The organism is Citrobacter sp. wls619, from assembly GCF_005281345.1.
Classification (GTDB): Bacteria; Pseudomonadota; Gammaproteobacteria; order Enterobacterales; family Enterobacteriaceae; genus Citrobacter.
This window is the reverse complement of the sequence record NZ_SZXJ01000035.1, coordinates 325,089-349,137: the sequence shown is the minus strand read 5'-3', so window position 1 is coordinate 349,137 and position 24,049 is coordinate 325,089. Positions and strand designations below refer to the sequence as shown.

At 53.4% G+C, this 24,049-nt stretch carries 23 protein-coding genes and 1 other annotated feature; of the genes, 15 read left to right on the top strand and 8 right to left on the bottom strand.

The genetic code is table 11. The features are described from left to right. Positions 1–104 precede the first annotated feature (104 nt). The 5 genes from mnmE to rpmH form a co-directional block, all read right to left on the bottom strand. Positions 105–1,469, bottom strand: a complete 1,365-nt coding sequence (mnmE, locus tag FDX19_RS07260; protein WP_137382194.1) for a tRNA uridine-5-carboxymethylaminomethyl(34) synthesis GTPase MnmE — start codon at positions 1,467–1,469, stop codon at positions 105–107. 107 nt (positions 1,470–1,576) lie between these two features. Next, on the bottom strand, positions 1,577–3,223 hold the full coding sequence (gene yidC / locus FDX19_RS07255) for a membrane protein insertase YidC (protein WP_003023844.1): 1,647 nt from the start codon (positions 3,221–3,223) through the stop codon (positions 1,577–1,579). A 2-nt stretch (positions 3,224–3,225) separates the two neighbouring features. Continuing rightward, complete coding sequence (yidD, locus tag FDX19_RS07250; RefSeq protein WP_003023846.1) at positions 3,226–3,483, bottom strand: membrane protein insertion efficiency factor YidD; 258 nt, start codon at positions 3,481–3,483, stop codon at positions 3,226–3,228. Continuing rightward, on the bottom strand, positions 3,447–3,806 hold the full coding sequence (gene rnpA / locus FDX19_RS07245) for a ribonuclease P protein component (RefSeq protein ID WP_003844432.1): 360 nt from the start codon (positions 3,804–3,806) through the stop codon (positions 3,447–3,449). Before rnpA ends, yidD begins: the two co-directional genes overlap by 37 nt. A gap of 17 nt (positions 3,807–3,823) precedes the next feature. Beyond that, a complete protein-coding gene (gene rpmH, locus FDX19_RS07240; protein WP_003023858.1) occupies positions 3,824–3,964 on the bottom strand; it encodes a 50S ribosomal protein L34 in 141 nt (46 codons plus the stop codon). A 606-nt stretch (positions 3,965–4,570) separates the two neighbouring features. On the opposite strand from rpmH, the gene dnaA reads away from it, so the two are divergent. The 9 genes from dnaA to FDX19_RS07195 all read left to right on the top strand — a co-directional run bounded on the left by dnaA (position 4,571) and on the right by FDX19_RS07195 (position 16,479). Continuing rightward, positions 4,571–5,974: a chromosomal replication initiator protein DnaA gene (dnaA, locus tag FDX19_RS07235; protein WP_137382193.1), complete on the top strand. Its 1,404-nt coding sequence runs from the start codon at positions 4,571–4,573 to the stop codon at positions 5,972–5,974. Positions 5,975–5,978: 4 nt separating this feature from the next. Next, a complete protein-coding gene (dnaN, locus tag FDX19_RS07230; protein WP_137382192.1) occupies positions 5,979–7,079 on the top strand; it encodes a DNA polymerase III subunit beta in 1,101 nt (366 codons plus the stop codon). Positions 7,080–7,217: 138 nt separating this feature from the next. Continuing rightward, positions 7,218–8,291 (top strand): DNA replication/repair protein RecF, encoded by a 1,074-nt coding sequence (gene recF / locus FDX19_RS07225; protein ID WP_137382191.1) that lies wholly within the window; start codon positions 7,218–7,220, stop codon positions 8,289–8,291. A gap of 28 nt (positions 8,292–8,319) precedes the next feature. Further along, positions 8,320–10,734, top strand: coding sequence for a DNA topoisomerase (ATP-hydrolyzing) subunit B (gene gyrB, locus FDX19_RS07220; RefSeq protein ID WP_137382190.1), 2,415 nt, complete (start codon positions 8,320–8,322; stop codon positions 10,732–10,734). A 209-nt stretch (positions 10,735–10,943) separates the two neighbouring features. Beyond that, the gene (gene yidA, locus FDX19_RS07215) at positions 10,944–11,756 is read left to right on the top strand and encodes a sugar-phosphatase (RefSeq protein ID WP_137382189.1); all 813 of its coding nucleotides are present in this window, start codon (positions 10,944–10,946) and stop codon (positions 11,754–11,756) included. Positions 11,757–11,929: 173 nt separating this feature from the next. After that, positions 11,930–12,940, top strand: a complete 1,011-nt coding sequence (locus tag FDX19_RS07210; protein ID WP_137382188.1) for a hypothetical protein — start codon at positions 11,930–11,932, stop codon at positions 12,938–12,940. 5 nt (positions 12,941–12,945) lie between these two features. After that, on the top strand, positions 12,946–14,067 hold the full coding sequence (locus FDX19_RS07205) for a BamA/TamA family outer membrane protein (protein ID WP_249357535.1): 1,122 nt from the start codon (positions 12,946–12,948) through the stop codon (positions 14,065–14,067). Further along, entirely contained in the window at positions 14,064–15,188 is a 1,125-nt protein-coding gene (locus FDX19_RS07200) for a DUF4056 domain-containing protein (RefSeq protein ID WP_137382186.1), read from the top strand. The genes FDX19_RS07205 and FDX19_RS07200 overlap by 4 nt, the downstream gene beginning before the upstream one ends. Positions 15,189–15,252: 64 nt before the next feature. Continuing rightward, positions 15,253–16,479 carry a DUF3748 domain-containing protein gene (locus tag FDX19_RS07195; RefSeq protein WP_137382185.1) on the top strand — a complete coding sequence of 409 codons (1,227 nt, stop codon included), beginning with the start codon at positions 15,253–15,255 and terminating at the stop codon, positions 16,477–16,479. Between the two features lies 1 nt (position 16,480). Here the strand turns inward: FDX19_RS07195 and FDX19_RS07190 are convergent, their stop codons facing one another. Next, complete coding sequence (locus FDX19_RS07190; protein ID WP_170974358.1) at positions 16,481–16,813, bottom strand: YceK/YidQ family lipoprotein; 333 nt, start codon at positions 16,811–16,813, stop codon at positions 16,481–16,483. A 239-nt stretch (positions 16,814–17,052) separates the two neighbouring features. After that, positions 17,053–17,125: a sequence feature (ROSE (Repression Of Heat Shock gene Expression) occurs in the 5'-region of heat shock genes and acts as an RNA thermometer to modulate expression.), on the top strand. On the opposite strand from FDX19_RS07190, the gene ibpA reads away from it, so the two are divergent. From ibpA to FDX19_RS07160, 6 genes are all read left to right on the top strand, one after another. After that, on the top strand, positions 17,119–17,532 hold the full coding sequence (ibpA, locus tag FDX19_RS07185) for a small heat shock chaperone IbpA (RefSeq protein WP_040231504.1): 414 nt from the start codon (positions 17,119–17,121) through the stop codon (positions 17,530–17,532). It overlaps the preceding feature by 7 nt. A 94-nt stretch (positions 17,533–17,626) precedes the next feature. Beyond that, positions 17,627–18,055 (top strand): small heat shock chaperone IbpB, encoded by a 429-nt coding sequence (gene ibpB, locus FDX19_RS07180; RefSeq protein ID WP_137382183.1) that lies wholly within the window; start codon positions 17,627–17,629, stop codon positions 18,053–18,055. A 124-nt stretch (positions 18,056–18,179) separates the two neighbouring features. Further along, entirely contained in the window at positions 18,180–19,841 is a 1,662-nt protein-coding gene (locus tag FDX19_RS07175) for a putative transporter (RefSeq protein WP_137382182.1), read from the top strand. Positions 19,842–20,063: 222 nt separating this feature from the next. Then, complete coding sequence (locus FDX19_RS07170; RefSeq protein ID WP_005121491.1) at positions 20,064–20,411, top strand: YidH family protein; 348 nt, start codon at positions 20,064–20,066, stop codon at positions 20,409–20,411. Further along, on the top strand, positions 20,401–20,763 hold the full coding sequence (locus FDX19_RS07165; protein ID WP_137382181.1) for a DUF202 domain-containing protein: 363 nt from the start codon (positions 20,401–20,403) through the stop codon (positions 20,761–20,763). The genes FDX19_RS07170 and FDX19_RS07165 overlap by 11 nt, the downstream gene beginning before the upstream one ends. Then, positions 20,760–21,290 carry a radical SAM protein gene (locus FDX19_RS07160; RefSeq protein ID WP_170974357.1) on the top strand — a complete coding sequence of 177 codons (531 nt, stop codon included), beginning with the start codon at positions 20,760–20,762 and terminating at the stop codon, positions 21,288–21,290. Before FDX19_RS07165 ends, FDX19_RS07160 begins: the two co-directional genes overlap by 4 nt. A 12-nt stretch (positions 21,291–21,302) precedes the next feature. Here FDX19_RS07160 and dsdA read toward each other — a convergent pair whose 3' ends face one another. Both dsdA and dsdX read right to left on the bottom strand, forming a co-directional pair. After that, positions 21,303–22,625 carry a D-serine ammonia-lyase gene (dsdA, locus tag FDX19_RS07155; RefSeq protein ID WP_137382180.1) on the bottom strand — a complete coding sequence of 441 codons (1,323 nt, stop codon included), beginning with the start codon at positions 22,623–22,625 and terminating at the stop codon, positions 21,303–21,305. 17 nt (positions 22,626–22,642) lie between these two features. Continuing rightward, on the bottom strand, positions 22,643–23,980 hold the full coding sequence (gene dsdX / locus FDX19_RS07150) for a D-serine transporter DsdX (RefSeq protein ID WP_137382179.1): 1,338 nt from the start codon (positions 23,978–23,980) through the stop codon (positions 22,643–22,645). Positions 23,981–24,049: the final 69 nt, after the last annotated feature.

Genomic DNA, 24,049 nt, shown 5'->3' with positions numbered 1-24,049 from the left:
TATCCCAGCTATGAAAAATTGCTGTCGATGAAATGATGATTTACGTAGTTCCCGCCAGAGAACGTGCTGGCGGGATTTTTCATTAATGGCCAATATCTGAATAATTACTTACCAATACAGAAACTTGAGAAAATCCGCCCCAGCAGATCGTCGGAAGTAAATTCTCCAGTGATCTCACTGAGGTTCTGTTGTGCCAGACGCAGCTCCTCTGCCAGCAATTCTCCGGCCCATGCTCCGAGTAGTTGGGCTTTGCCCTGCTGAAGATGTTCCGCCGCTTCTGCCAGTGCCTGCAAATGACGACGACGCGCCAGGAAGCCGCCTTCCATATTGGTTTCAAAGCCCATGCTCTGTTTGAGATGGTTACGCAGCACATCAACGCCTTCGCCGGTACGCGCAGAGAGGCGAACCAGTGAGTGGCCATTTACTTCGCTGAGACCCAGCGTTTCACCCGTGATATCCGCTTTGTTTCGCACGACGGTGATCGGCAGTTTTGCCGGTAAACGCGCAATAAAGTCTGGCCAGATGTCTGCCGGGTCAACTGCGTCGGTGGTGGTGCCATCAACCATAAACAGTACACGGTCGGCCTGTTCGATCTCCTGCCAGGCGCGTTCGATACCGATGCGTTCAACTTCATCGCTGGCGTCGCGCAGACCGGCGGTATCGATGATGTGCAACGGCATACCGTCGATATGGATATGCTCACGCAGTACGTCGCGGGTAGTCCCGGCAATGTCGGTGACAATGGCCGCCTCACGGCCTGCCAGCGCGTTCAGCAGGCTTGATTTCCCGGCGTTAGGACGCCCGGCAATCACCACCTTCATCCCTTCGCGCAGCAGGCTGCCCTGGCGCGCTTCGGCACGCACAGCATCAAGATCGCTGATAACGCTATTGAGCTGGGCTTCAATCTTGCCGTCAGACAGGAAGTCGATTTCTTCATCCGGAAAATCAATCGCCGCCTCCACATAGATGCGCAGGTGAGTGAGCGCTTCCACAAGATGATTAACTCGCGCAGAAAATGCGCCCTGTAAGGAGTTCAGCGCCGAGCGTGCCGCCTGTTCAGAGCTGGCGTCGATCAGATCGGCAATGGCTTCAGCCTGGGCTAAATCGAGCTTATCGTTAAGAAATGCGCGCTCAGAGAACTCGCCGGGTCTGGCAATGCGCAGCCCGGGAATGGTCAGAATACGTTTAAGCAGTAGATCGAGAATGACCGGACCGCCGTGACCCTGAAGCTCTAAGACGTCTTCACCGGTAAAGGAGTTCGGGCCAGGGAACCACAGCGCAATCCCCTGATCCAGCACGCTGCCATCCGCGTCTTTAAACGGCAGGTAGTCGGCATAGCGTGGTTTTGGCAGTTTCCCCAGTACGGTTTCTGCGACCTCACGCGCCTTCAGGCCGGAGATACGCAGGATACCCACGCCACCACGTCCTGGAGGGGTGGCCTGAGCGACGATGGTGTCGTTATGGCTCATGGTTTGTCTCTTCTTAATACAATAAAAAAGGCGGTCTAAAATGACCGCCCTTTACTTTATGTTCCGTTTGCCGGATGGCGGCTTCGCCTAATCCGGCAAACACCGAATCAGGAGTTTTTCTTCTCGCGGCTATGCAGCCCACGTTTCTCCAGACCACGGTAAATCAGCTGCTGCTGAATAATGGTTACCAGGTTGCTGACGATATAGTACAGCACCAGACCTGACGGGAACCACAGGAAGAACACGGTGAAGATGACCGGCATAAAGGTCATGATCTTCTGCTGCATCGGGTCGGTCACGGTGGTCGGAGACATCTTCTGGATGAAGAACATCGTCACGCCCATCAGGATCGGCAGGATGTAGTACGGGTCCTGTGCAGACAGGTCATGGATCCACAGAGCGAACGGCGCATGACGCAGTTCAATGGAGCCCATCAGCATGTAGTACAACGCCAGGAAGATTGGCATCTGGATGATCAGCGGGAAGCAGCCGCCCAGCGGGTTAACCTTCTCAGCTTTGTACAGGGCCATCATTTCCTGGCTCTGACGCTGTTTGTCATCGCCCAGACGCTCACGCATAGCCTGAATCTTCGGCTGCAGCATACGCATCTTCGCCATGGAGGTGTACTGCGCTTTGGTCAGCGGGTACATGATGCCACGAACGATAAAGGTGATAACAATGATGGAGAAGCCCCAGTTACCCAGGAAGCTATGGATCCACTTCAGCAGTTTGAACAGCGGCTGAGAGATGAACCACAACCAGCCGTAGTCCACGGTCAGATCCAGGTGCGGTGCAACGGCCGCCATTTTATCCTGAATTTCCGGGCCGACCCACAGGGTGCTGGTCATCGCGCCAGTCTGGCCAGGCTGTACCAGTACCGGCTGTGATTTATAGCCGATAGCGGCAATGCCGTTACCCAGGTTAGCGGTATAGAAGTTGTTGGTGCCGTCGTTACGCGGAACCCATGCCGTGGCGAAATACTGTTGCAGCATTGCAACCCAGCCGTCTTTAGCATTGACGTTCAGGTTTTCGTTTTCAGCAATGGTGTCGAATTTGTATTTCTCATACTTCTCATCCGGCGTGGAGTACGCCGCGCCACGGAAGGTGTGCAGCGCAAAGTTGCTGCTACCGGTGTCGCGATGAGATGGCAGATTGATGGATTGCTTCAGCTGGCCAAAGGTGGAGACTTCCAGCGGTTTCTCGCCGGCGTTCTGCACGCTGTAGTTAACGTTGACAGCATATTCACCACGTTTGAGAACAAACGTCTTCGTGAATGTGTTACCCGCTGCGTCAGTATAGGTCATCGGGATCTGCAGTTCGTTCTGACCGTCTGCCAGTACAAAGGCGTCTTTTTCGACGTTGTACAGCGGACGCGGGCCGTTAGCCGGGTTATCCGGGCCGTCACGACCTGTCAGGCCACTTTGTGCCTGGTAGATGAACTGTGGTGTGGTTTCCAGTAACTGGAACGGTTCGGTAGAACCCAGTTCTTTCGGGTAAGCTGGCAGTGAAGCCTGTTCCACATCACCACCACGGGTGTTGATGGTCAGATCAAGCACGTCAGTTTTAACCGTAATCAGTTTCCCCTGGCCACTGGCCGGTACGCCCTGGTCGGCGGCGCTACCCGCTGCGGTGGTCGTTGTCTGCGTGGTCTGTTGGGCCTGAGGTTGCGGATTTTTATCCTGCTCCCAAGCTTGCCAGATCATGAAAGACACGAACAGCAAAGCGATGACTAAAAGATTGCGTTGCGAATCCATCGTTAGTGTTCTCTGGTATCAAATGGTCCGGGCGGGACGGGATCGTCACCACCAGGGTGTAAAGGGTGGCATTTTAATACGCGTTTCACCGTCAACCAACTGCCTTTTATCACTCCAAACCTGCGCAATGCCTCAATTCCGTAGCTCGAACAGGTTGGAGTGAAACGGCAATGCGGCCCAAGCAGCGGACTGATCAGGCGTTGATAGACCCGAATGAGGGCTATCAGGACCCGCGAGCCAGGCGACAATGGCGACGCCATAATTTTTCCAACGCTTCCGAGAGAGCACGGTTATCGAGGTCGGCAACCCCTTTTTTCGCCACCACCACGAAATCCATTGCTGGAAGCTCGTGCTGACGTAAACGAAAGCTTTCACGCGTCAGACGTTTAATCCGATTGCGTTCATGCGCACGTTTAACATTTTTCTTGGCGACTGTAAGACCGATACGGGGATGCCCCAGCGAATTCAGGCGGCCGAGGATGGTGATTTGCGGCGTGCCAGCCCGTTGTGGCTGCTGGAAGACGAATGTGAAATGAGTGGGAGTTAACAAACGTAACTCCCTGGGAAATGCGAGCTTAACCACTCAGGGGCTAGCTTTTATTACTTAGAAACGGTCAGACGAGAACGGCCTTTAGCACGACGACGTGCCAGAACCTGACGACCATTTTTATTTGCCATACGAGCACGGAAGCCGTGAGAACGGTTGCGCTTCAGTACAGACGGTTGAAAAGTGCGTTTCATGGCGATTTCTACCTAAACTTGAATAAATTCACTGACTTTTGCGTATACCCGAACGAATTTCGAACGACTTACGCCACAGTGTGGGTGATTAAAGAGGCCGGATTGTAATAATTGTACACTCCGGAGTCAATTCTCTTTCCTTATATCCCGTTTTTTTTCACGTGGTTTTGTGTAAAAAACAGGCAGCGTTGACGCCGTAAGGCGGCCATTACTCGCTGGGGGTAAGAATTATACGGGCTGGTGGATAAAGCGCAAGGATCGCTCGGGATCTTTATTAGATCGTTTAAGCAGTAAAGCATCTTTACTCATTAATTTTTTCAATATGCGCGCGAAAACCTGCAGCACTTCTCCAGGATCGTTTACACTTAGCCGATTCTGGATCATCCTGTGGATAAATCGGGAAGAATCTGTGAGAAACAGAAGATCTCTTTCTCAGTTTACGCTATGATCCGCGGTCCTGATCGTTTCAATGGATCCTGATCGGGTAAAAATTGCAGATAGCAATTCGCACGTCACCCTTTGCATAGGGTCTTGTCGATGTGCGTCAACAATCATGAATGTTTCAGCCTTTGTCATTTATCGACTTTTGTTCGAGTGGAGTCCGCCGTGTCACTTTCGCTTTGGCAGCAGTGTCTTGCCCGATTGCAGGATGAGTTACCAGCCACAGAATTCAGTATGTGGATACGCCCGTTGCAGGCGGAACTGAGCGATAACACGCTGGCTTTGTATGCGCCAAACCGTTTTGTGCTCGATTGGGTAAGGGATAAATACCTCAATAATATTAATGGATTGCTGAATAATTTCTGCGGAGCGGATGCCCCACAGCTGCGTTTTGAAGTTGGCACTAAACCTGTCACGCAAACGCTGAAGACGCCGGTGAATAACATTGTTACGCCTGCGCATGTGGCTCAACAAGTGCAACCGCAACGAGCCGCTCCGGCGGCGCGCCCCGGCTGGGATAACGTGCCGGCCCCGGCAGAGCCTACCTATCGCTCTAACGTCAACGTCAAACATACGTTTGATAACTTCGTTGAAGGTAAATCTAACCAACTGGCGCGCGCGGCGGCACGTCAGGTGGCGGACAATCCTGGTGGCGCCTACAATCCGTTATTCCTTTATGGCGGTACAGGTCTGGGTAAAACCCACCTGCTGCACGCGGTAGGTAACGGCATTATGGCGCGTAAGCCGAACGCAAAGGTGGTGTATATGCACTCCGAGCGTTTTGTGCAGGACATGGTTAAAGCCCTGCAAAACAATGCGATCGAAGAGTTTAAACGCTATTACCGTTCCGTTGATGCGTTGCTGATTGACGATATTCAATTCTTTGCCAATAAAGAACGATCGCAGGAAGAATTTTTCCACACCTTTAATGCCCTGCTGGAAGGTAATCAGCAGATCATCCTGACATCGGATCGCTATCCGAAGGAGATCAATGGCGTTGAAGATCGTCTGAAATCCCGCTTCGGCTGGGGGCTGACCGTCGCGATCGAACCACCTGAACTGGAAACCCGCGTCGCGATCCTGATGAAAAAAGCCGACGAAAATGACATTCGTCTGCCGGGTGAGGTGGCGTTCTTTATTGCCAAGCGCCTACGCTCTAACGTGCGTGAACTGGAAGGCGCACTGAACCGCGTGATCGCCAACGCTAACTTTACTGGCCGGGCGATTACTATCGATTTTGTGCGTGAAGCGCTGCGCGATCTGCTGGCTTTGCAGGAAAAGCTGGTCACCATCGACAATATTCAAAAGACGGTGGCGGAGTATTACAAAATCAAAATTGCGGATCTGCTTTCTAAGCGTCGATCTCGCTCGGTAGCTCGTCCGCGCCAGATGGCGATGGCGCTGGCAAAAGAGCTCACTAACCACAGTCTGCCGGAAATTGGCGATGCGTTTGGTGGGCGTGACCATACTACCGTGCTTCATGCCTGTCGCAAGATTGAGCAGTTGCGTGAAGAAAGCCATGATATTAAAGAAGATTTCTCCAATTTAATCAGAACATTATCTTCGTGACGCTATGAAATTTACCGTTGAACGTGAACATTTATTAAAACCGCTTCAGCAGGTCAGCGGCCCGCTGGGTGGTCGTCCTACACTGCCGATCCTCGGAAACCTGTTGCTACAGGTTGCGGATGGAACGCTTTCTCTGACCGGTACCGATCTCGAAATGGAGATGGTGGCACGCGTGGCGCTGATCCAGGCGCATGAGCCTGGTGCAACCACCGTTCCGGCGCGTAAATTCTTCGACATCTGTCGTGGGTTGCCGGAAGGTGCGGAAATTGCCGTTCAACTGGAAGGCGACCGTATGTTGGTGCGTTCTGGTCGCAGCCGTTTCTCGCTGTCCACATTACCTGCTGCTGACTTTCCGAATCTGGATGACTGGCAGAGCGAAGTCGAATTCACCCTGCCGCAGGCTACGATGAAGCGCCTGATTGAAGCCACGCAGTTTTCGATGGCGCATCAGGACGTGCGTTACTACTTAAACGGTATGCTGTTTGAAACCGAAGGCGAAGAGCTGCGTACCGTGGCGACCGATGGTCACCGTCTGGCCGTTTGTTCTATGCCGGTTGGTCAGTCCCTGCCTAACCATTCGGTGATCGTACCGCGTAAAGGTGTTATTGAACTGATGCGTATGCTCGACGGCGGTGACAATCCGCTGCGCGTGCAGATTGGTAGCAACAACATTCGCGCACATGTGGGCGACTTTATCTTCACTTCCAAGCTGGTTGACGGTCGTTTCCCGGATTATCGCCGCGTATTGCCGAAGAATCCGGACAAACATCTGGAAGCCGGTTGCGATATCCTTAAACAGGCGTTTGCTCGTGCGGCAATCCTCTCTAACGAGAAATTCCGCGGCGTGCGTCTGTATGTCAGTGAAAATCAGCTCAAAATCACGGCTAACAACCCGGAACAGGAAGAGGCGGAAGAGATCCTCGACGTCACCTATCCGGGCACTGAACTGGAAATCGGTTTTAACGTCAGCTACGTGCTGGACGTACTTAATGCGCTGAAGTGTGAAAATGTGCGCATTATGCTGACCGACTCCGTATCGAGCGTACAGATTGAAGATGCAGCGTCACAATCTGCAGCCTATGTCGTCATGCCTATGCGCCTGTAAAGAATATCGGGCTATCTTACTTGTTATTCTGGCTCCGGGCAGTGCTCGCAATCCTCACGTACTTCAGTACGCTCCGGTTGCTGTGCGCTGGCCGTAACCAGACTAACTGCGACGATAACGCCCTGGTTATGAGTTGATATGTCGCTATCCCGACTCCTGATTAAAGATTTCCGCAATATTGAAAATGCGGATCTCGCTTTATCTCCCGGCTTTAACTTTCTGGTTGGCGCTAACGGCAGTGGCAAAACCAGCGTGCTGGAGGCAATTTACACGCTTGGCCATGGCCGCGCGTTTCGTAGTTTGCAAATTGGCCGCGTGATTCGCCACGAGCAGGAATCGTTTGTCCTCCACGGGCGTTTACAGGGGGAAGAACGTGAGACCTCGATTGGCCTGACGAAAGACAAACAGGGCGACAGTAAAGTACGCATTGATGGCACTGACGGGCATAAGGTCGCGGAACTGGCGCACCTGATGCCGATGCAACTGATAACGCCTGAAGGGTTTACTTTACTCAACGGCGGCCCCAAATACAGAAGAGCGTTCCTTGACTGGGGATGCTTTCACAATGAAGCTGGATTTTTCACCGCCTGGAGCAACCTGAAGCGTCTGCTCAAGCAACGCAACGCGGCGCTGCGCCAGGTGAGTCGTTATGAGCAACTGCGTCCGTGGGATAAAGAACTGATCCCGCTGGCGGAACAGATCAGCACCTGGCGCGCGGAGTACAGCGCCGGTATCGCACAGGATATGGCGGATACCTGTCAGCAGTTTCTTCCTGAGTTTTCCCTTTCTTTCTCTTTCCAGCGCGGCTGGGAGAAAGAGAGCGACTACGCTGAAGTGCTGGAACGTAGTTTTGAACGCGATCGCATGTTGACCTACACTGCGCACGGCCCGCATAAGGCGGATTTCCGTATACGCGCCGATGGTGCGCCGGTGGAAGACACGTTGTCGCGTGGGCAGCTAAAGCTGCTGATGTGCGCCTTACGTCTGGCGCAAGGGGAGTACCTGACCCGTGAAAGCGGTCGGCGCTGCCTGTACCTGATAGATGATTTTGCCTCTGAACTGGATGATGCGCGTCGCGGACTGCTGGCCAGCCGCTTAAAAGCCACGCAATCTCAGGTCTTTGTCAGCGCAATCAGCGCTGAACACGTTATAGACATGTCCGATGAAAATTCGAAGATGTTTACCGTGGAAAAGGGTAAAATAACGGATTAACCCAAGATAAAATGAGCGAGAAACGTTGATGTCGAATTCTTATGACTCCTCCAGTATCAAAGTCCTGAAAGGACTGGATGCGGTGCGTAAGCGCCCGGGTATGTATATCGGCGACACGGATGACGGCACCGGTCTGCACCACATGGTATTCGAGGTGGTAGATAACGCTATCGACGAAGCGCTCGCGGGTCACTGTAAAGATATCGTGGTAACGATTCACGCTGACAACTCCGTGTCCGTTACCGATGATGGCCGTGGTATCCCAACCGGTATCCACCCGGAAGAGGGCGTTTCGGCAGCGGAAGTTATCATGACCGTGCTGCACGCAGGCGGTAAATTCGATGATAACTCTTATAAAGTGTCCGGCGGTCTGCACGGCGTAGGTGTCTCCGTGGTTAACGCCCTGTCGCAGAAGCTGGAGCTGGTGATTCGCCGCGAAGGCAAAGTGCATCAGCAAACTTACGTGCACGGTGTGCCGCAGGCACCGCTGGCGGTAACAGGCGAAACAGAATTGACCGGTACCCAGGTCCGTTTCTGGCCAAGCCACGAAACCTTCACCAATGTGGTTGAGTTTGAATACGACATTCTGGCGAAGCGTCTGCGCGAGCTGTCCTTCCTGAACTCCGGCGTCTCTATTCGTCTGCGCGACAAGCGCGACGGTAAAGAAGACCATTTCCACTACGAAGGCGGCATCAAGGCGTTTGTTGAATACCTCAACAAGAACAAAACGCCAATTCACCCAAATATCTTCTATTTCTCCACCGAAAAAGACGGTATCGGTGTGGAAGTCGCGCTGCAGTGGAACGACGGCTTCCAGGAAAATATCTACTGCTTCACCAACAACATTCCGCAGCGTGACGGCGGTACTCACCTTGCAGGCTTCCGTGCGGCGATGACCCGTACCCTGAACGCCTACATGGACAAAGAAGGCTACAGCAAAAAAGCGAAAGTTAGCGCCACCGGTGACGATGCCCGTGAAGGCCTGATTGCTGTCGTATCGGTAAAAGTACCGGATCCGAAATTCTCCTCTCAGACCAAAGACAAACTGGTTTCTTCAGAGGTGAAATCGGCGGTAGAACAGCAGATGAACGAGCTGCTGAGCGAATACCTGCTTGAGAACCCGTCTGACGCGAAAATCGTCGTCGGTAAAATTATTGATGCGGCACGTGCCCGTGAAGCGGCACGCCGTGCGCGTGAAATGACCCGCCGTAAAGGCGCGCTGGACTTAGCGGGCCTGCCGGGCAAACTGGCAGACTGTCAGGAACGCGACCCGGCCCACTCTGAACTGTACCTGGTGGAAGGGGACTCTGCGGGCGGCTCTGCAAAGCAAGGACGTAACCGTAAGAACCAGGCCATTCTGCCGCTGAAGGGTAAGATCCTTAACGTTGAGAAAGCGCGCTTCGACAAGATGCTCTCTTCTCAGGAAGTGGCGACGCTGATCACCGCACTGGGCTGCGGCATCGGCCGCGACGAATACAACCCGGATAAACTGCGCTATCACAGCATCATCATCATGACCGATGCGGACGTCGACGGCTCGCACATCCGTACGCTGCTGTTGACCTTCTTCTATCGTCAGATGCCGGAAATCGTGGAACGCGGTCACGTCTACATTGCGCAGCCGCCGCTGTACAAAGTGAAGAAAGGCAAGCAGGAACAGTACATCAAAGATGATGAAGCGATGGATCAGTACCAGATTTCTATCGCCCTTGATGGTGCCACGCTGCACACCAACGCCCACGCGCCGGCGCTGGCGGGTGAGGCGCTGGAAAAACTGGTTTCTGAGTACAACGCCACGCAGAAGATGATTGGTCGTATGGAGCGCCGCTTCCCGCGCTCACTGCTGAAGGAACTGGTTTACCAGCCGACGCTGGCTGAAGCCGATCTTGCTGATGAAGCGAAAGTGACGGCCTGGGTTTCCCAGTTGGTTAACGTGCTGAATGAAAACGAAATACACGGCAGCACCTGGAACAGCTTTGTGCGTAAAGACGCTGAACTGAACCTGTTCGAACCGGTGATCCGCGTGCGTACGCACGGCGTTGATACCGACTATCCGCTGGACCACGAGTTTGTGACCGGCGGCGAATACCGTCGTATCTGCACGCTGGGTGAGAAACTACGTGGCCTGATCGAAGACGATGCGTTTATCGAACGTGGCGAGCGTCGTCAACCGGTTGCCAGCTTCGAGCAGGCGCTGGACTGGCTGGTGAAAGAGTCCCGTCGCGGCCTCGCGATTCAGCGCTATAAAGGTCTGGGCGAGATGAACCCGGAACAGCTGTGGGAAACCACGATGGATCCGGAAAGCCGCCGTATGCTGCGCGTTACGGTGAAGGATGCGATTGCCGCTGACCAGCTTTTCACCACCCTGATGGGTGATGCTGTTGAACCGCGTCGTGCATTTATCGAAGAAAACGCCCTGAAAGCGGCGAATATCGATATTTAAGCCAATCTGTAGGCCGGATAAGGCGGTTTATGCCGCCATCCGGCAAGACGTTGTATTGTGCCTGATGGCGCGTTGCTTATCAGGCCTACAAACGACAACCAATCTACAAAAGGGGAATCCCGATTCCCCTTTCTATCCCCCTTTTCGTAGCTGTTTTTTGAGCGGAATCGCGTTAGCATGAGGACGGACTCATTTAATCCGGGGAACTCATGGCTATCAAACTTATTGCTATCGACATGGATGGCACACTTCTGCTGCCCGATCACACCATTTCACCTGCGGTTAAAACGGCGATTGCCGCGGCACGCGCGCGAGGTGTGAATGTGGTACTGACCACGGGGCGCCCGTATGCTGGCGTTCACAGCTATCTGAAAGAACTGCATATGGAACAACCCGGTGATTACTGCATTACCTACAACGGTGCACTGGTGCAGAAAGCCGGAGACGGGAGTACCGTCGCGCAAACCGCGCTGAGCTATGATGATTACCGTTTCCTGGAGCAACTCTCCAGGGAGGTCGGCTCGCATTTCCACGCACTCGATCGCAATACGCTGTATACCGCCAACCGTGATATCAGTTACTACACGGTGCATGAGTCTTTTGTCGCGACCATCCCACTGGTGTTCTGTGAAGCAGAGAACATGGACCCGGCGACCCAGTTTCTGAAAGTGATGATGATTGATGAACCAGAGATCCTCGATAAAGCCATCTCGCGTATTCCAGCAGAGGTAAAAGAGAAGTACACCGTGCTGAAAAGTGCGCCGTATTTCCTCGAAATTCTGGATAAACGCGTCAATAAAGGAACGGGCGTAAAATCGCTGGCTGATGCGTTGGGCATTAAAGCGGAAGAGATTATGGCGATTGGCGATCAGGAAAATGATATCGCGATGATCGAATACGCAGGCGTAGGCGTTGCAATGGATAATGCTATTTCGTCGGTGAAAGAAGTGGCTAACTTCGTGACGAAATCCAATCTTGAAGATGGTGTAGCCTGGGCGATTGAGAAATACGTTCTCTCCTGATACACGTTATGCCTGGCTTCGGCCAGGCATAAAACATTAAGAATGTTATAAAAATCATGTTTGTATTATCAGATGTGAAATCGCACATTAATCCCCCCACTTAGCACGTAACTTCTATACTCTCCCCCCTTCTTTTATATTCGGGCGATTTCTGCCTGCAACCATGTTTCCTTATGACTAACACACGCATCCGCCTGGTGTTGATGACGTCTTCCTGTTTGGCTTTTCACGCCTGGGCTGCGACGGATTCTGGCTCAACATTGACACCGCTGTATGACTATCAGGACGATGGTCAGGCTACTTCTTTGCCGACAAAACCCGTGGCTAAACCAACCGCAAGCCACTCTGTTTTGCCGTTTTTAGGTGAGGAGGCACGTAAACGTGGCTATGAGCTGCCTGAGCCGTTTGGTGTGAATATTAACTACATGAATATCAGGCAAAACATTAATGTAGACAGCATCAATTTCAACGGTCTTTCCCTGCGCGGTCACTCGTTGGATAACGCGTTTAAAATCAACGTCGGCAACACCCGGGAGAGAAGTAAAACCGAAACCTTAAAACTGGATGCCTGGCTGCTGCCCTTTATGAACGTCTATGGTCTGATTGGCTATACCGACGGGCACTCTGTTTCGCAGATAGGTGTAGGAATCAAAGGACCACGTAAATACCGCACACCAGCCAATTTGCAGAATCTGGCATTTCAGCTCGACTTTAAAGGCACAACCTACGGTGTAGGGACGACTCTGGTTGGCGGAGTGGGTAACTGGTTTACGGCTTTTGATGCCAACTACACGCAAACACAGTTCGATATCCTTGATGGCAGTATTAATGCCTTTACCGTCTCTCCACGTGTAGGTTATCGCTTTACCACTCCCGGCGTGGAGGCCCTGCACATGCCATCCGGCAAGTTAAATCTGTGGGTGGGCAGCATGTATCAGGATGTGCAGCAAGAATTTAGCGGCAGCCTGAACGATCTCACAATGCCTTCTGCCGCATTGCAAAAAATGGTGGATATTGCGAACAAGGATGGCAATGGTCGCTTCGATGTTAAACAGCACCTGCAATCCCCCTGGAACGTGCTGGTAGGCGCGCAATATGAGTTGACCCGCAACGTTAATATCACCACCGAAATTGGCTTCGCCGACCGTAATAGCTTTTTCATGGCGGGAGAGTACCGTTTTTGACGCGCATCGGCCTGCTTCTGTTTTTCTGCCTGTTTGCCGGATGCGTTCAGTCGGCGCTACCGACCCGCAACGAGGTTGACGGCTGGCTGAATACACTGGGCGCCAGCGATAACTTTAACGCCAGTAAAGGTATCGACTGGGGCGTAATGCCGGGGCCGTTTTATACCCCGGAACTGGGGCTGGGGATCGGGACGGCAGTGGTGGGGATGTATCGACCCGATCCGAACGATACGGTGAGTCAAAACTCGACGCTGACGCTGAGCGGCTACTTTAGCTCAACGGGGGCCTTTGGCATCACGATGCAGAATTATGCTTTTTTCGCCGACGATCGCTGGCGTTTCTTTCTCAATGGCGCATTAACCGATACGCCAACCTGGTACTGGGGGCAGGGATTTAGTGCCGGAGATAAAGACAGCCAAAAACAGCAATATACGGCTCAGGTGCTGGATCTACACCCCACGTTGTATCGTCGGATTGCGCCTAATGTCTATCTGGGCGTCGGCTGGTCGCTGAATGCGCAGCATGCTGCGCAAATGGACGACAACGATCCACCGAAAATTGAAAATACGCCGCAGGGGGCATCGGTTCTCAGTTCCGGGAGTAGCGTGGAACTGAGCTGGGACGATCGTGATTTCGTCCCTAATCCGCGTAAAGGGCAGTATGCCGACGTACGCTATACCCGTTATACGCCCGATGTGGGAAGCGATACCCGGTTTGATGAGTACCAGTTGCACTACAGTCGTTACCACTCCCTGGACGACCAGGACGTACTGGCATGGGAGATGGACGGTGCCTTTACTCAGGGTGACGTGCCGTGGAACATGATGCCGCTGCTCGGTAGCAATCAACGCATGCGTGGTTATTACGAAGGGCGCTATCGGGATAAGAATGTCGTCAGCGGACAACTTGAGTATCGCCGCAAGCTCGATTGGCGGCACGGCGTGGTCGGTTGGCTGGGCGCGGGTACCATGGGGCCATCATTTAGTGCGTTGGACGACGGACGCTGGCTGCCCTCGGCAGGAGTCGGTTATCGCTTTGAATTCAAGCCACGCGTCAACGTACGCCTGGATTACGGCATCGGTAAAGGCAGTAGCGGTTTCTATTTTCAGGTCGGAGAGGCATTTTGAGCAGGTTGCTGAAAACCATGTCGTTACTGGCATTACTTCTCGCAGGCAGCGCTGGGGCGGCACTACCGGTGGCATTAGATCTGGCTTCGCAGGCAACAGCGAGGGCGACCACCGCGTGGCCTGCTATGCCGCCACAGCCACTGCCTAAAGGGTTACGTCCTTGCTGTGCATTTGGCTACAACTTGCATGCACAATTGCTGGGCATGCCGGTACCGTTTTATCAGCTGGATAACGTGGTCCCGGCGGACCACCTTGGATTGCATCAGTACAACGATAGCATGCTGGCCGGGCTGGAAAACCTGACCGGCTTAAGCCGTGAAAATAACGGCATTCTCTACACCGCTCACGGTGGCTTTATTGATACCGCCCACGTGCGTGATACCGCTGATATGACGGTCTATATCTTTAGTCAGATCCTGCCGAAACTGGGGCAGGCGTTTACGCTCGATCTGGATAGCGAACTGGCTCAGCGTCGGTTAGTGTTTAATGCCTTTAGACCACCAACCGATCCTGTCGCACGTTACACGCTGGCAGCCTGGCTGGCCGCTCATCTGGCGTTTCAGGTCGCGGAGTGGCATGAAATTGCGCAATGGTACGGTTTTGAGTCTGTTCCCGGATTTTCTGAAGGTGTTTCTGCTTTTTCGCCAGAAGATCTTTACTCCAACCTGCTTGGTGCCCGCCTGGCGGTGTCGCTGATTCTGGCGGGGCAAACGGTTTCTCAGGGGGTATACGAGGTGGCGATGGGAACGGCACTTCGCCAGGCACTGGTCCATCTTGGCGCTCAGTCGCCGGAACTCACCCGTTTCCATTTCGATATGCTGGACGGCCGCTGGTGGAACAGTCGGCGTCGGGTGCCGGAAAAGTATCTGGTGCTGCGGCGTAACTATCAGATGGGGGATAATCGTTTGCCGACACGCGTGCCCGGCGAGCAGGCTGTTCTGCAACGACTGGCGCTGCCGCACCACTGGCAGGGCGTTGATCTCAATGCTGTCGGAGAGCTGCAACTGTGGACGGGTACAGCAATGGAGCGGTTACCGCCGCCCATTCGTTACTATACGTTCGAGGACTTCCCCGCTTTGGCGGTGAACGCTCAGCAAGCTGATGCGCTTGCTGCCCGCTAAAGGCTTATGGGATACGCGCTGTGCGTGGTAAAAAGGAGCGGTATTTTTTGTCCGGGACACCGCCATGAAACAAATCACCTTTGCAGCGCGTAATCATCAGATTACCAATATCAACACCTGGACACCGGACAGCCAGTGGCTGGTCTATGACGTGCGCCCTTCCGGTGCGTCATTTACGGGTGAAACTATTGAGCGAGTGAATGTGCAGGACGGCGAGGTTGAGGTCATTTACCGTGCTACGCAAGGCGCACATGTCGGCGTGGTGACCGTTCATCCTAAGTCTGAGCAGTATGTCTTTATTCATGGGCCAGAAAACCCAGATGAAACATGGCATTACGATTTTCATCATCGCCGTGGTGTGATTGCGACCCAGACCGCAGTGGCGAATCTGGATGCGATGGATATTACCGCGCCGTATACTCCAGGCGCGCTGCGTGGCGGTAGTCATGTGCATGTCTTTAGTCCGAACGGTGAGTGTGTGAGCTTCACCTACAACGACCATGTGTTGCATGAGCGTTCTCCGGCACTGGATTTACGTAACGTTGGCGTGGCGGTTCCCTATGGCCCGGTGACTGTGTCAGCCGATCACCCGCGTGAGTACAGCGGTAGCCACTGGTGTGTGCTGGTCAGTCAGACTACGCCGGAACCCAAACCGGGCAGCGATGAGATTAACCGTGCTTATGAAGAGGGTTGGGTAGGAAATCATACGCTGGCCTTTATCGGCGATACGTTGTCTGTCAGTGGTGAAAAAGTACCGGAACTGTTTATCGTTGATTTGCCACGCCATGAAAGCGGCTGGAAACAGCCTGGTGAGGCGCCTCTGGAGGGAACGGAAGCAACAATGCCTGCGCCACCAGCCAGCATCGTTCAGCGCCGCCTGACGTTTACTCACGATCGCGCCTTCCCGGGGCTGGTGAATCAACCACGCCACTGGGTACGCAGCAATCCACAGGCAGCCGAAATTGCGTTTCTGATGCGTGATGACAACGGTATCGTGCAGTTATGGCTCATTGCCGTGCAAGGGGGGGAGCCGCGTCAACTCACCCGGAGCGCCACGGATATTCAGTCGGCATTCAACTGGCATCCGTCGGGGCGATGGCTGGGATTTGTGCTGGAAAACCGAATTGCCTGCTGCGATGCGCAGACGGGAGAGATTGAATTTTTAACGACCAGCCATGGCAACCCACCTTCAGCAGATGCGATTGTCTTCTCTCCTGATGGCCGACAGGTTGCATGGATGGAAGACGTCGACGGTTTCCGCCAGCTATGGGTGACAGAAACCGGACGTTAACTTAAGGCGCAGGCATTTGAGCTGGGGGGATAACGGCGTTGGTGGCTTGCGTTTTCTCCTCGCTCTTTTCTACGCGAGATCGGACCGAGTTATCTTTGCGAAAGAGATCCCACGGGAGTAGTACCGTATCCAGAACCGCAGTAAAAGGCATATCCAGAATAGCCAACGACTTTGTTCCCCAGTTCGTATCGCTATCGCCAATCATGGTGGCGCTGGCACGGGTGCCTGGATAGGTCCCTTCTTTCCCTCCGGTATGTGACATCACGCTGGAGCAGCCGCTGATAAAAACCATCCCGCTGCACATCATCAGTGTTAACACCATTTTTTTTATCATCATTATTTCATCTGCTAATCATCGTGTTTGCATGGTGAGTTAAAGCGATCCGTTGCGAAAATAACATCACCATCTTGTCGCACTGTGGCGGCAATCGCGATTTAACGATAACGACTGCTCCCCCCAGTGTATGCAATAGACAACAAACTGCAAAAAAAGTCAGAGGAGTACGCTTGAAAAGTTTGTATTAAGACCCATTTTTAGGGTGTAGACAAATGAAGGGCATGCCTGATGGGTGTCCTGGCTACCTGACCTGTCCAAGATGGAAGGTCCAACATTCTCGCTGATTTCAGGAGCTATTGATTATGCGTAACTTTGATTTATCCCCGCTATACCGTTCTGCTATTGGATTTGATCGTCTGTTTAACCTGTTGGAAAACAACCAGGGCCAAAGCAATGGTGGCTACCCTCCGTACAACGTTGAGCTGGTAGACGAAAACCACTACCGCATTGCAATTGCCGTTGCGGGCTTTGCTGAAAGCGAGCTGGAAATTACCGCGCAGGATAATTTGCTGGTGGTGAAAGGCGCGCATGCGGACGAGCAAAAAGAACGTACTTACCTGTACCAGGGGATTGCCGAACGCAACTTCGAACGCAAGTTCCAGTTAGCGGAGAACATCCACGTTCGCGGCGCAAACCTGGTAAACGGTCTGCTGTATATCGAGCTTGAGCGCGTGATCCCTGAAGCGAACAAACCGCGCCGCATCGAAATCAACTAATTTATCTGTCGGGCCGCTTGCGCGGCCCTGCTAAACACAGGCTTGCCGTCAGGGAGCCGAAAGGTACTTACTCGCTTCTTAGAAGGAGAATATTATGCGTAACTACGATTTATCCCCACTGCTGCGTCAATGGATCGGTTTTGACAAACTGGCCAATGCATTACAAAACGCCGGTGAAAGCCAAAGCTTCCCACCCTATAACATCGAAAAGAGCGATGATAACCACTACCGCATTACCCTTGCGTTAGCCGGTTTCCGCCAGGAAGATTTGGATATTCAACTGGAAGGCACGCGTTTGACCGTAAAAGGTACGCCGCAGCAGCCGGAAAAAGAGATCAAATGGTTGCATCAGGGGCTGGTCACTCAATCATTCAGCCTGAGCTTTACGCTGGCTGAAAATATGGAAGTCTCCGGCGCAAGCTTCACCAATGGCTTGCTGCATATTGATTTGACCCGAAATGAGCCTGAAACCATCGCTCCACAACGTATCGTCATCAGCGAACGTCCCGCATTAAATAGCTAAATAGCTCCAAGCCTTTGCCCCGCCAGAAATGACGGGGCTTTTTTGTGCTTTACCACCCATACATTGCGCCTGTACTCTGCGAGAATCCATTTACTTAATGATGTTATTCACAGGGAACAGAAGAATGAGTGATATAGCATTGACGGTCAGCGTTCTGGCATTGGTGGCGGTTGTCGGGTTATGGATCGGCAACATTAAAGTACGGGGCGTTGGTTTTGGCATCGGAGGCGTGCTGTTCGGCGGTATCATCGTCGGACACTTTGTCGATCAGGCAGGGATGACCCTGAGCGGCGATATGCTGCATTTTATTCAGGAGTTTGGCCTGATACTCTTCGTCTATACCATCGGTATCCAGGTCGGGCCGGGTTTCTTTGCCTCACTACGTGTTTCGGGACTGCGTCTGAACCTGTTTGCAGTGCTGATCGTGATTATCGGGGGGCTGGTTACCGCGCTTCTGCATAAGATCTTCGCGATTCCGCTGCCCGTGGTGCTGGGGATCTTCTCCGGCGCGGTCACCAATACGCCCGCACTGGGTGCCGGGCAGCAAATTCTGCGCGATCTGGGTACGCCGGGGGATGTGGTCGATCAGATGGGGATGAGCTATGCCATGGCTTATCCTTTCGGTATTTGCGGTATTTTGCTCACGATGTGGCTGATGCGCCTCATTTTCCGCGTGAACGTTGAGTCCGAAGCTCAGCAGCATGAATCAACGCTGACCAACGGTCATACGCTGATTCAGACGATGAACATTCGTGTGGAAAACCCGAACCTCAACAATATGGCGATTCAGGATGTCCCCATTCTGAACAGCGACAAAATCATCTGTTCGCGCCTGAAGCGAGATGAAACGTTAATGGTGCCGTCGCCGGGGACGATTATCCAGATGGGCGATCTGCTCCACCTGGTCGGACAGCCTGGCGATCTGCATAATGCGAAGGTGGTTATTGGGCAGGAAGTGGACACTTCACTGTCAACGCGGGGTACGGATTTGCGCGTTGAACGTGTCGTTGTGACCAACGAACAGGTGCTTGGCAAGCGGATCCGTGACCTGCACTTTAAAGAACGTTACGACGTGGTGATTTCCCGTCTGAACCGCGCGGGCGTTGAGCTGGTCGCCAGCAGCGATGCCAGTCTGCAATTTGGCGATATCCTGAATCTGGTGGGGCGACCTTCGTCGATTGATGCCGTTGCCAATGTTGTGGGTAACGCACAGCAAAAACTGCAGCAGGTGCAGATGTTGCCGGTGTTTATCGGGATCGGGCTGGGGGTGTTGTTGGGTTCAATCCCGCTGTTTATCCCCGGTTTCCCGGTGGCATTAAAACTGGGGTTGGCCGGTGGACCACTGATTATGGCGCTGATTTTGGGGCGTATTGGCAGTATCGGTAAGCTGTACTGGTTTATGCCTCCCAGCGCGAACCTGGCGTTGCGTGAGCTAGGTATTGTGCTCTTTCTCGCGGTGGTTGGTCTGAAATCCGGCGGCGATTTTGTGAATACGCTGACGCAGGGCGATGGTTTGAGCTGGGTGGGCTACGGTATTTTCATTACCGCCATTCCGCTGATTACTGTCGGTTTGCTGGCACGTATCTTTGCCAAAATGAATTATCTGACGCTGTGCGGCATGCTGGCAGGGTCGATGACGGACCCTCCTGCGCTGGCATTTGCTAACAACCTGCATGCCACCAGTGGCGCAGCAGCGCTCTCCTACGCCACCGTTTATCCGTTGGTGATGTTCCTGCGCATTATTACCCCGCAACTGCTGGCGGTGCTCTTCTGGGGATTAGGTTAAAACTGACCTGTCCAGCCAGCATATCCAGGAGTGCCTGATGCGCTGCGCTTATCCGACCTACATCGTTCACTGTAGGCCGGATAAGACGCCAGTCGCCATTACCAAGCACATCTCTCTTTTCCATTGCCTCATCACATTACGCTCCTTTTCGTTGGCGAATCAGGTTCATACTTCTTCACTGTTCCGGTATAACGACCAGACGACAATATTGAAGGAGTCGTCATGAAGATTTCCCGCCTTGGGGAAGCGCCGGATTACCGCTTCTCGCTGGCAAATGAGCGTACGTTTCTGGCGTGGATCCGCACTGCGCTGGGTTTTCTGGCGGCGGGCGTTGGTCTTGATCAACTGGCCCCGGACTTTGCTACGCCGGTCATCCGTGAGGCGCTTGCTTTGTTGCTGTGTCTGTTTGCGGGCGGTCTGGCGATCTACGGTTATCTGCGCTGGTTGCGAAATGAAAAGGCGATGCGTCTGAAAGAGGACATGCCGTACACCAACAGCCTGCTGATTATCAGCGTTATGTTGACGCTTGTGGCGGTGATTGTTATGGCGCTGGTGCTGTATGCCGGATAGTCGTAAGGCTCGTCGCCAGTCCGACCCTGGTCTACAACCGGAACGGACATCGCTGGCCTGGTTTCGTACGTTGCTAGGCTATGGCGCATTGATGGCGCTGGCGATTAAGCATAACTGGCATCAGGCGGGAGCGTTATTCTGGGTTTCGATAGCAGTGCTGGCAATTGTGGCGATTATTCTCTGGCGCTATACCCGCAGCCGTAACCTGATGGATGTTACGCATAGCGATTTTTCTGAATCTCGTGCGGTGCGTGACAAATTTATGATCTCCCTCGCGGTGTTATCCCTTGCAATACTGTTTGCTGTAACACACGTTCGCCAACTTATCGTATATATCGGGAATTTTGCATGACAGTATGTGAGGACATGGATGTTAGTGAGGGTATTTTAAAGGTGGTGATTGATCACCAGAAGAGTTTACAACCTATTGAATTGTACCGTGATTTACGACAAGGAGATGTTCGTCTCGTCCAGTTTATCCCCCTGATTAAGCGCGATGAAGCAGGCAACCTGACGGCTGAATCTGTCACACCAGAAGGGTGGGGACAGTTTTTAAATACGATATTTGATATCTGGGTTCGTGAAGATATTAATCGGGTATCTATTCAGCTTTTTGATAAAACGCTGCGTCGATGGTGCGGTCTGACGGTGCAAATTGAACGGCAATCGACCTCACCGCAGAGCGCGCGTTGCCGGTCATGTTCCTTATCGCAATTTTACCGTGGTGATTGTCCGGTGCATGGGGATACTCACGGGGAAAATGTGCTGTGTGCGGGATATCAGGCCTTCTTTGAACACTCATCACCCCATATGCGCGTCATGCGCGATCTGATTAAACAGCATCGCTCACCGATGGAGCTGATGGCGATGCTGCGTTGAGATCAGCGGGGGTTAGCGTCCTTTTGCCAGGTATTGCGCCATTTCGGTCTCCGGCACCATACCACCGCCGGTCGCCCATACCAGATGAGTGGCGTTCTTGAGCTGTTCTGCGCTGAATCCATGCATCTGCTGGTAATCAGCGGAGGCACAAACGTGCTGCGGGCCAGCCATGCCAGCCAGTGCTGACGGCTCAAGACGAATACCTTCCTCCTGCGCCAGCCAGCCCAGCATGTCATACATGGTCTGGTCTTCCAGCGTGTACAGACCGTCGAGCAGACGTTCCATCGCCCGGCCTACAAAGCCCGATGCGCGACCGACTGCCAGCCCATCTGCCGCCGTCAGGTTGTCGATGCCGATATCCTGCACGGAAATGGTATCGTGCAGTCCGGTGTAAATTCCCAACAGCATGCACGGTGAATGAGTCGGTTCTGCGAAGAAGCAGTGAACGTTATCGCCAAACGCCAGCTTCAGGCCAAACGCCACCCCGCCAGGGCCGCCGCCGACGCCGCAAGGCAGGTAAACAAACAGCGGATGATCGGCATCCACCACGCGCCCCTGCTGGGCAAACTGCGCCTTCAGGCGCTGTCCGGCCACCGCATAGCCTAAGAACAGCGTGCGGGAGTTTTCATCATCGATAAAGAAACAGTTCGGATCGGACTCTGCCGCCTTACGTCCTTGTTCAACTGCCACACCGTAATCTTCTTCATACTCGACAACCGTCACGCCATGGCTGCGCAGCTTAGCCTTTTTCCATGCGCGGGCGTCCGCAGACATGTGTACCGTCACCTTAAAGCCGATGCGGGCGCTCATGATACCTATCGACATCCCCAGGTTACCGGTGGAGCCGACGGCGATGCTGTACTGGCTGAAGAACTGTTTGAATTCAGGTGAAAGCAGTACGCTGTAATCATCTTCCGTGGTCAGCAGACCCGCTTCCAGCGCCAGTTTTTCGGCGTGGGTCAGCACTTCATAAATACCGCCACGGGCTTTAATCGAGCCGGAAATCGGCAGGTGGCTGTCTTTCTTCAGCAGAATTTCGCCGTTGACAGGCTGTCCGTACTCTTTTTCCAGCCGCTTCTGCATGGCGGGAATGGCGGCCAGCTCAGACTCGATAATGCCGCCGGTCGCCGCCGTTTCCGGGAAGGCTTTCGCCAGGTACGGCGCAAAGCGCGCCAGACGGGCGTGAGCATCCTGAACGTCGTGTTCAGTCAGGCCAACATAAGGTAAACCTTCCGCAAGAGAGGTGGTGCCAGGGTTAAACCAGGTCGTTTCTTTCAGTGCGACCAGATCCTCCACTAACGGATACTGGGCGATAAGTTTTTGCATGTTTTCCATAGGACGTCTCTTTGCGCTTAGATGATAAAGGAAAGCAGGAATGTGCACGCCAGTGCAATCACCGACGCGATAAATGTCGCGGTCGTATAGTATTTAAACGTCTCATTCAGGGTAGCGCCGCAGTATTGCTTCACCAGCCAGAAGAGGGAATCGGTGACGATTGTGCAGCCAATGGCGCCAGAACCGATGGCAATAGCGATGATCTCCGGGCTGACGTTCGGGTAGAGCGGCAGCATTGGTGCCACGATTGCCGTCGCGCCCATCATTGCCACCGTAGCGGAACCGACAGCGGCGTGCAGGATTAACGCCACCAGCCAGGCCAGCAGTATCGGGTGCATATGCATGTTCGAGAGGATCTGCGCGAGAGTATCCGCCAGCCCACTGCTTTTCAGGATAGCGTTGAATGCGCCGCCTGCGCCGATAATCAACAGAATATTGGCAATGGAGCCAAAACCATTTTCGGTATGCGTCAGTAGCGCGCCCATACCGATATGCTGACGCAAACCGAGGATGTAATAGGCCACGAAAACGGCGATAAACATCGCGGTGATTGGGTTACCAATAAACTCCAGCAGCGTATAAACCGCGCTGCCTTTCGCCATATTCAGCTCAGCGACGGTCTTCATCAGCATCAGGCCAATCGGCAGCAGCACGGTAAACAGCGTTGCACCGAGCGAGGGCAGTGTACTCTCGTCGCGAACCTTCAGGTCGGAAAACTCAGCCGGAACCGGTTTAAACGGCAGACGGTTGCCGAGGAATTTCAGGTACAGCGGTCCGCCGATTAGCGAGGCCATCAAGCCAACCAGTAAACCGTAAACGATCACTGTACCAATATCGGCACCCAGCTTGTTGGCCACGAACAGGGCCGCCGGATGCGGTGGGACGACGCAGTGCACCGCCATCAGCGCTGTACACAGCGGGATCGCCAGCTTCAGCAGTGAGGTATTGGTTTTTTTAGCGATAGAGAATGCCAGCGGAATCAATAACACCACGCCCACTTCAACGAACAGCGTGATGCCGCAAATCAGCCCGACAAGTACCATAATGACGTCGGCAGAAAGCCAGCGACAACGCTGCAGCGTCAGGCCAATGCGTTCAGCCGCGCCTGACACTTCCATCATTTTGCCGAGAATGGTGCCAAGACCGATAACCGCTGCGAGGAAGCCGAGCGTGCCGCCGATACCGCTCTCGATGGCATTGACCATATCCAGCGGCCCCATGCCCATCATCGTCCCCACGAAGAAGCTGGCTAACAGCAGTGCCAGAAACGGGTGGAATTTGAACTTCACGATGGTCAAAACGATTAATACGATGCTTATCAGCAGCGTACTCACAACCCAGATTTGAGAGTGCATAACTCACCTTGCCCTGTGATTAACCTGGGGTTATTGGACAAAAATAGGGCAGGGTCTGACAAACGATAA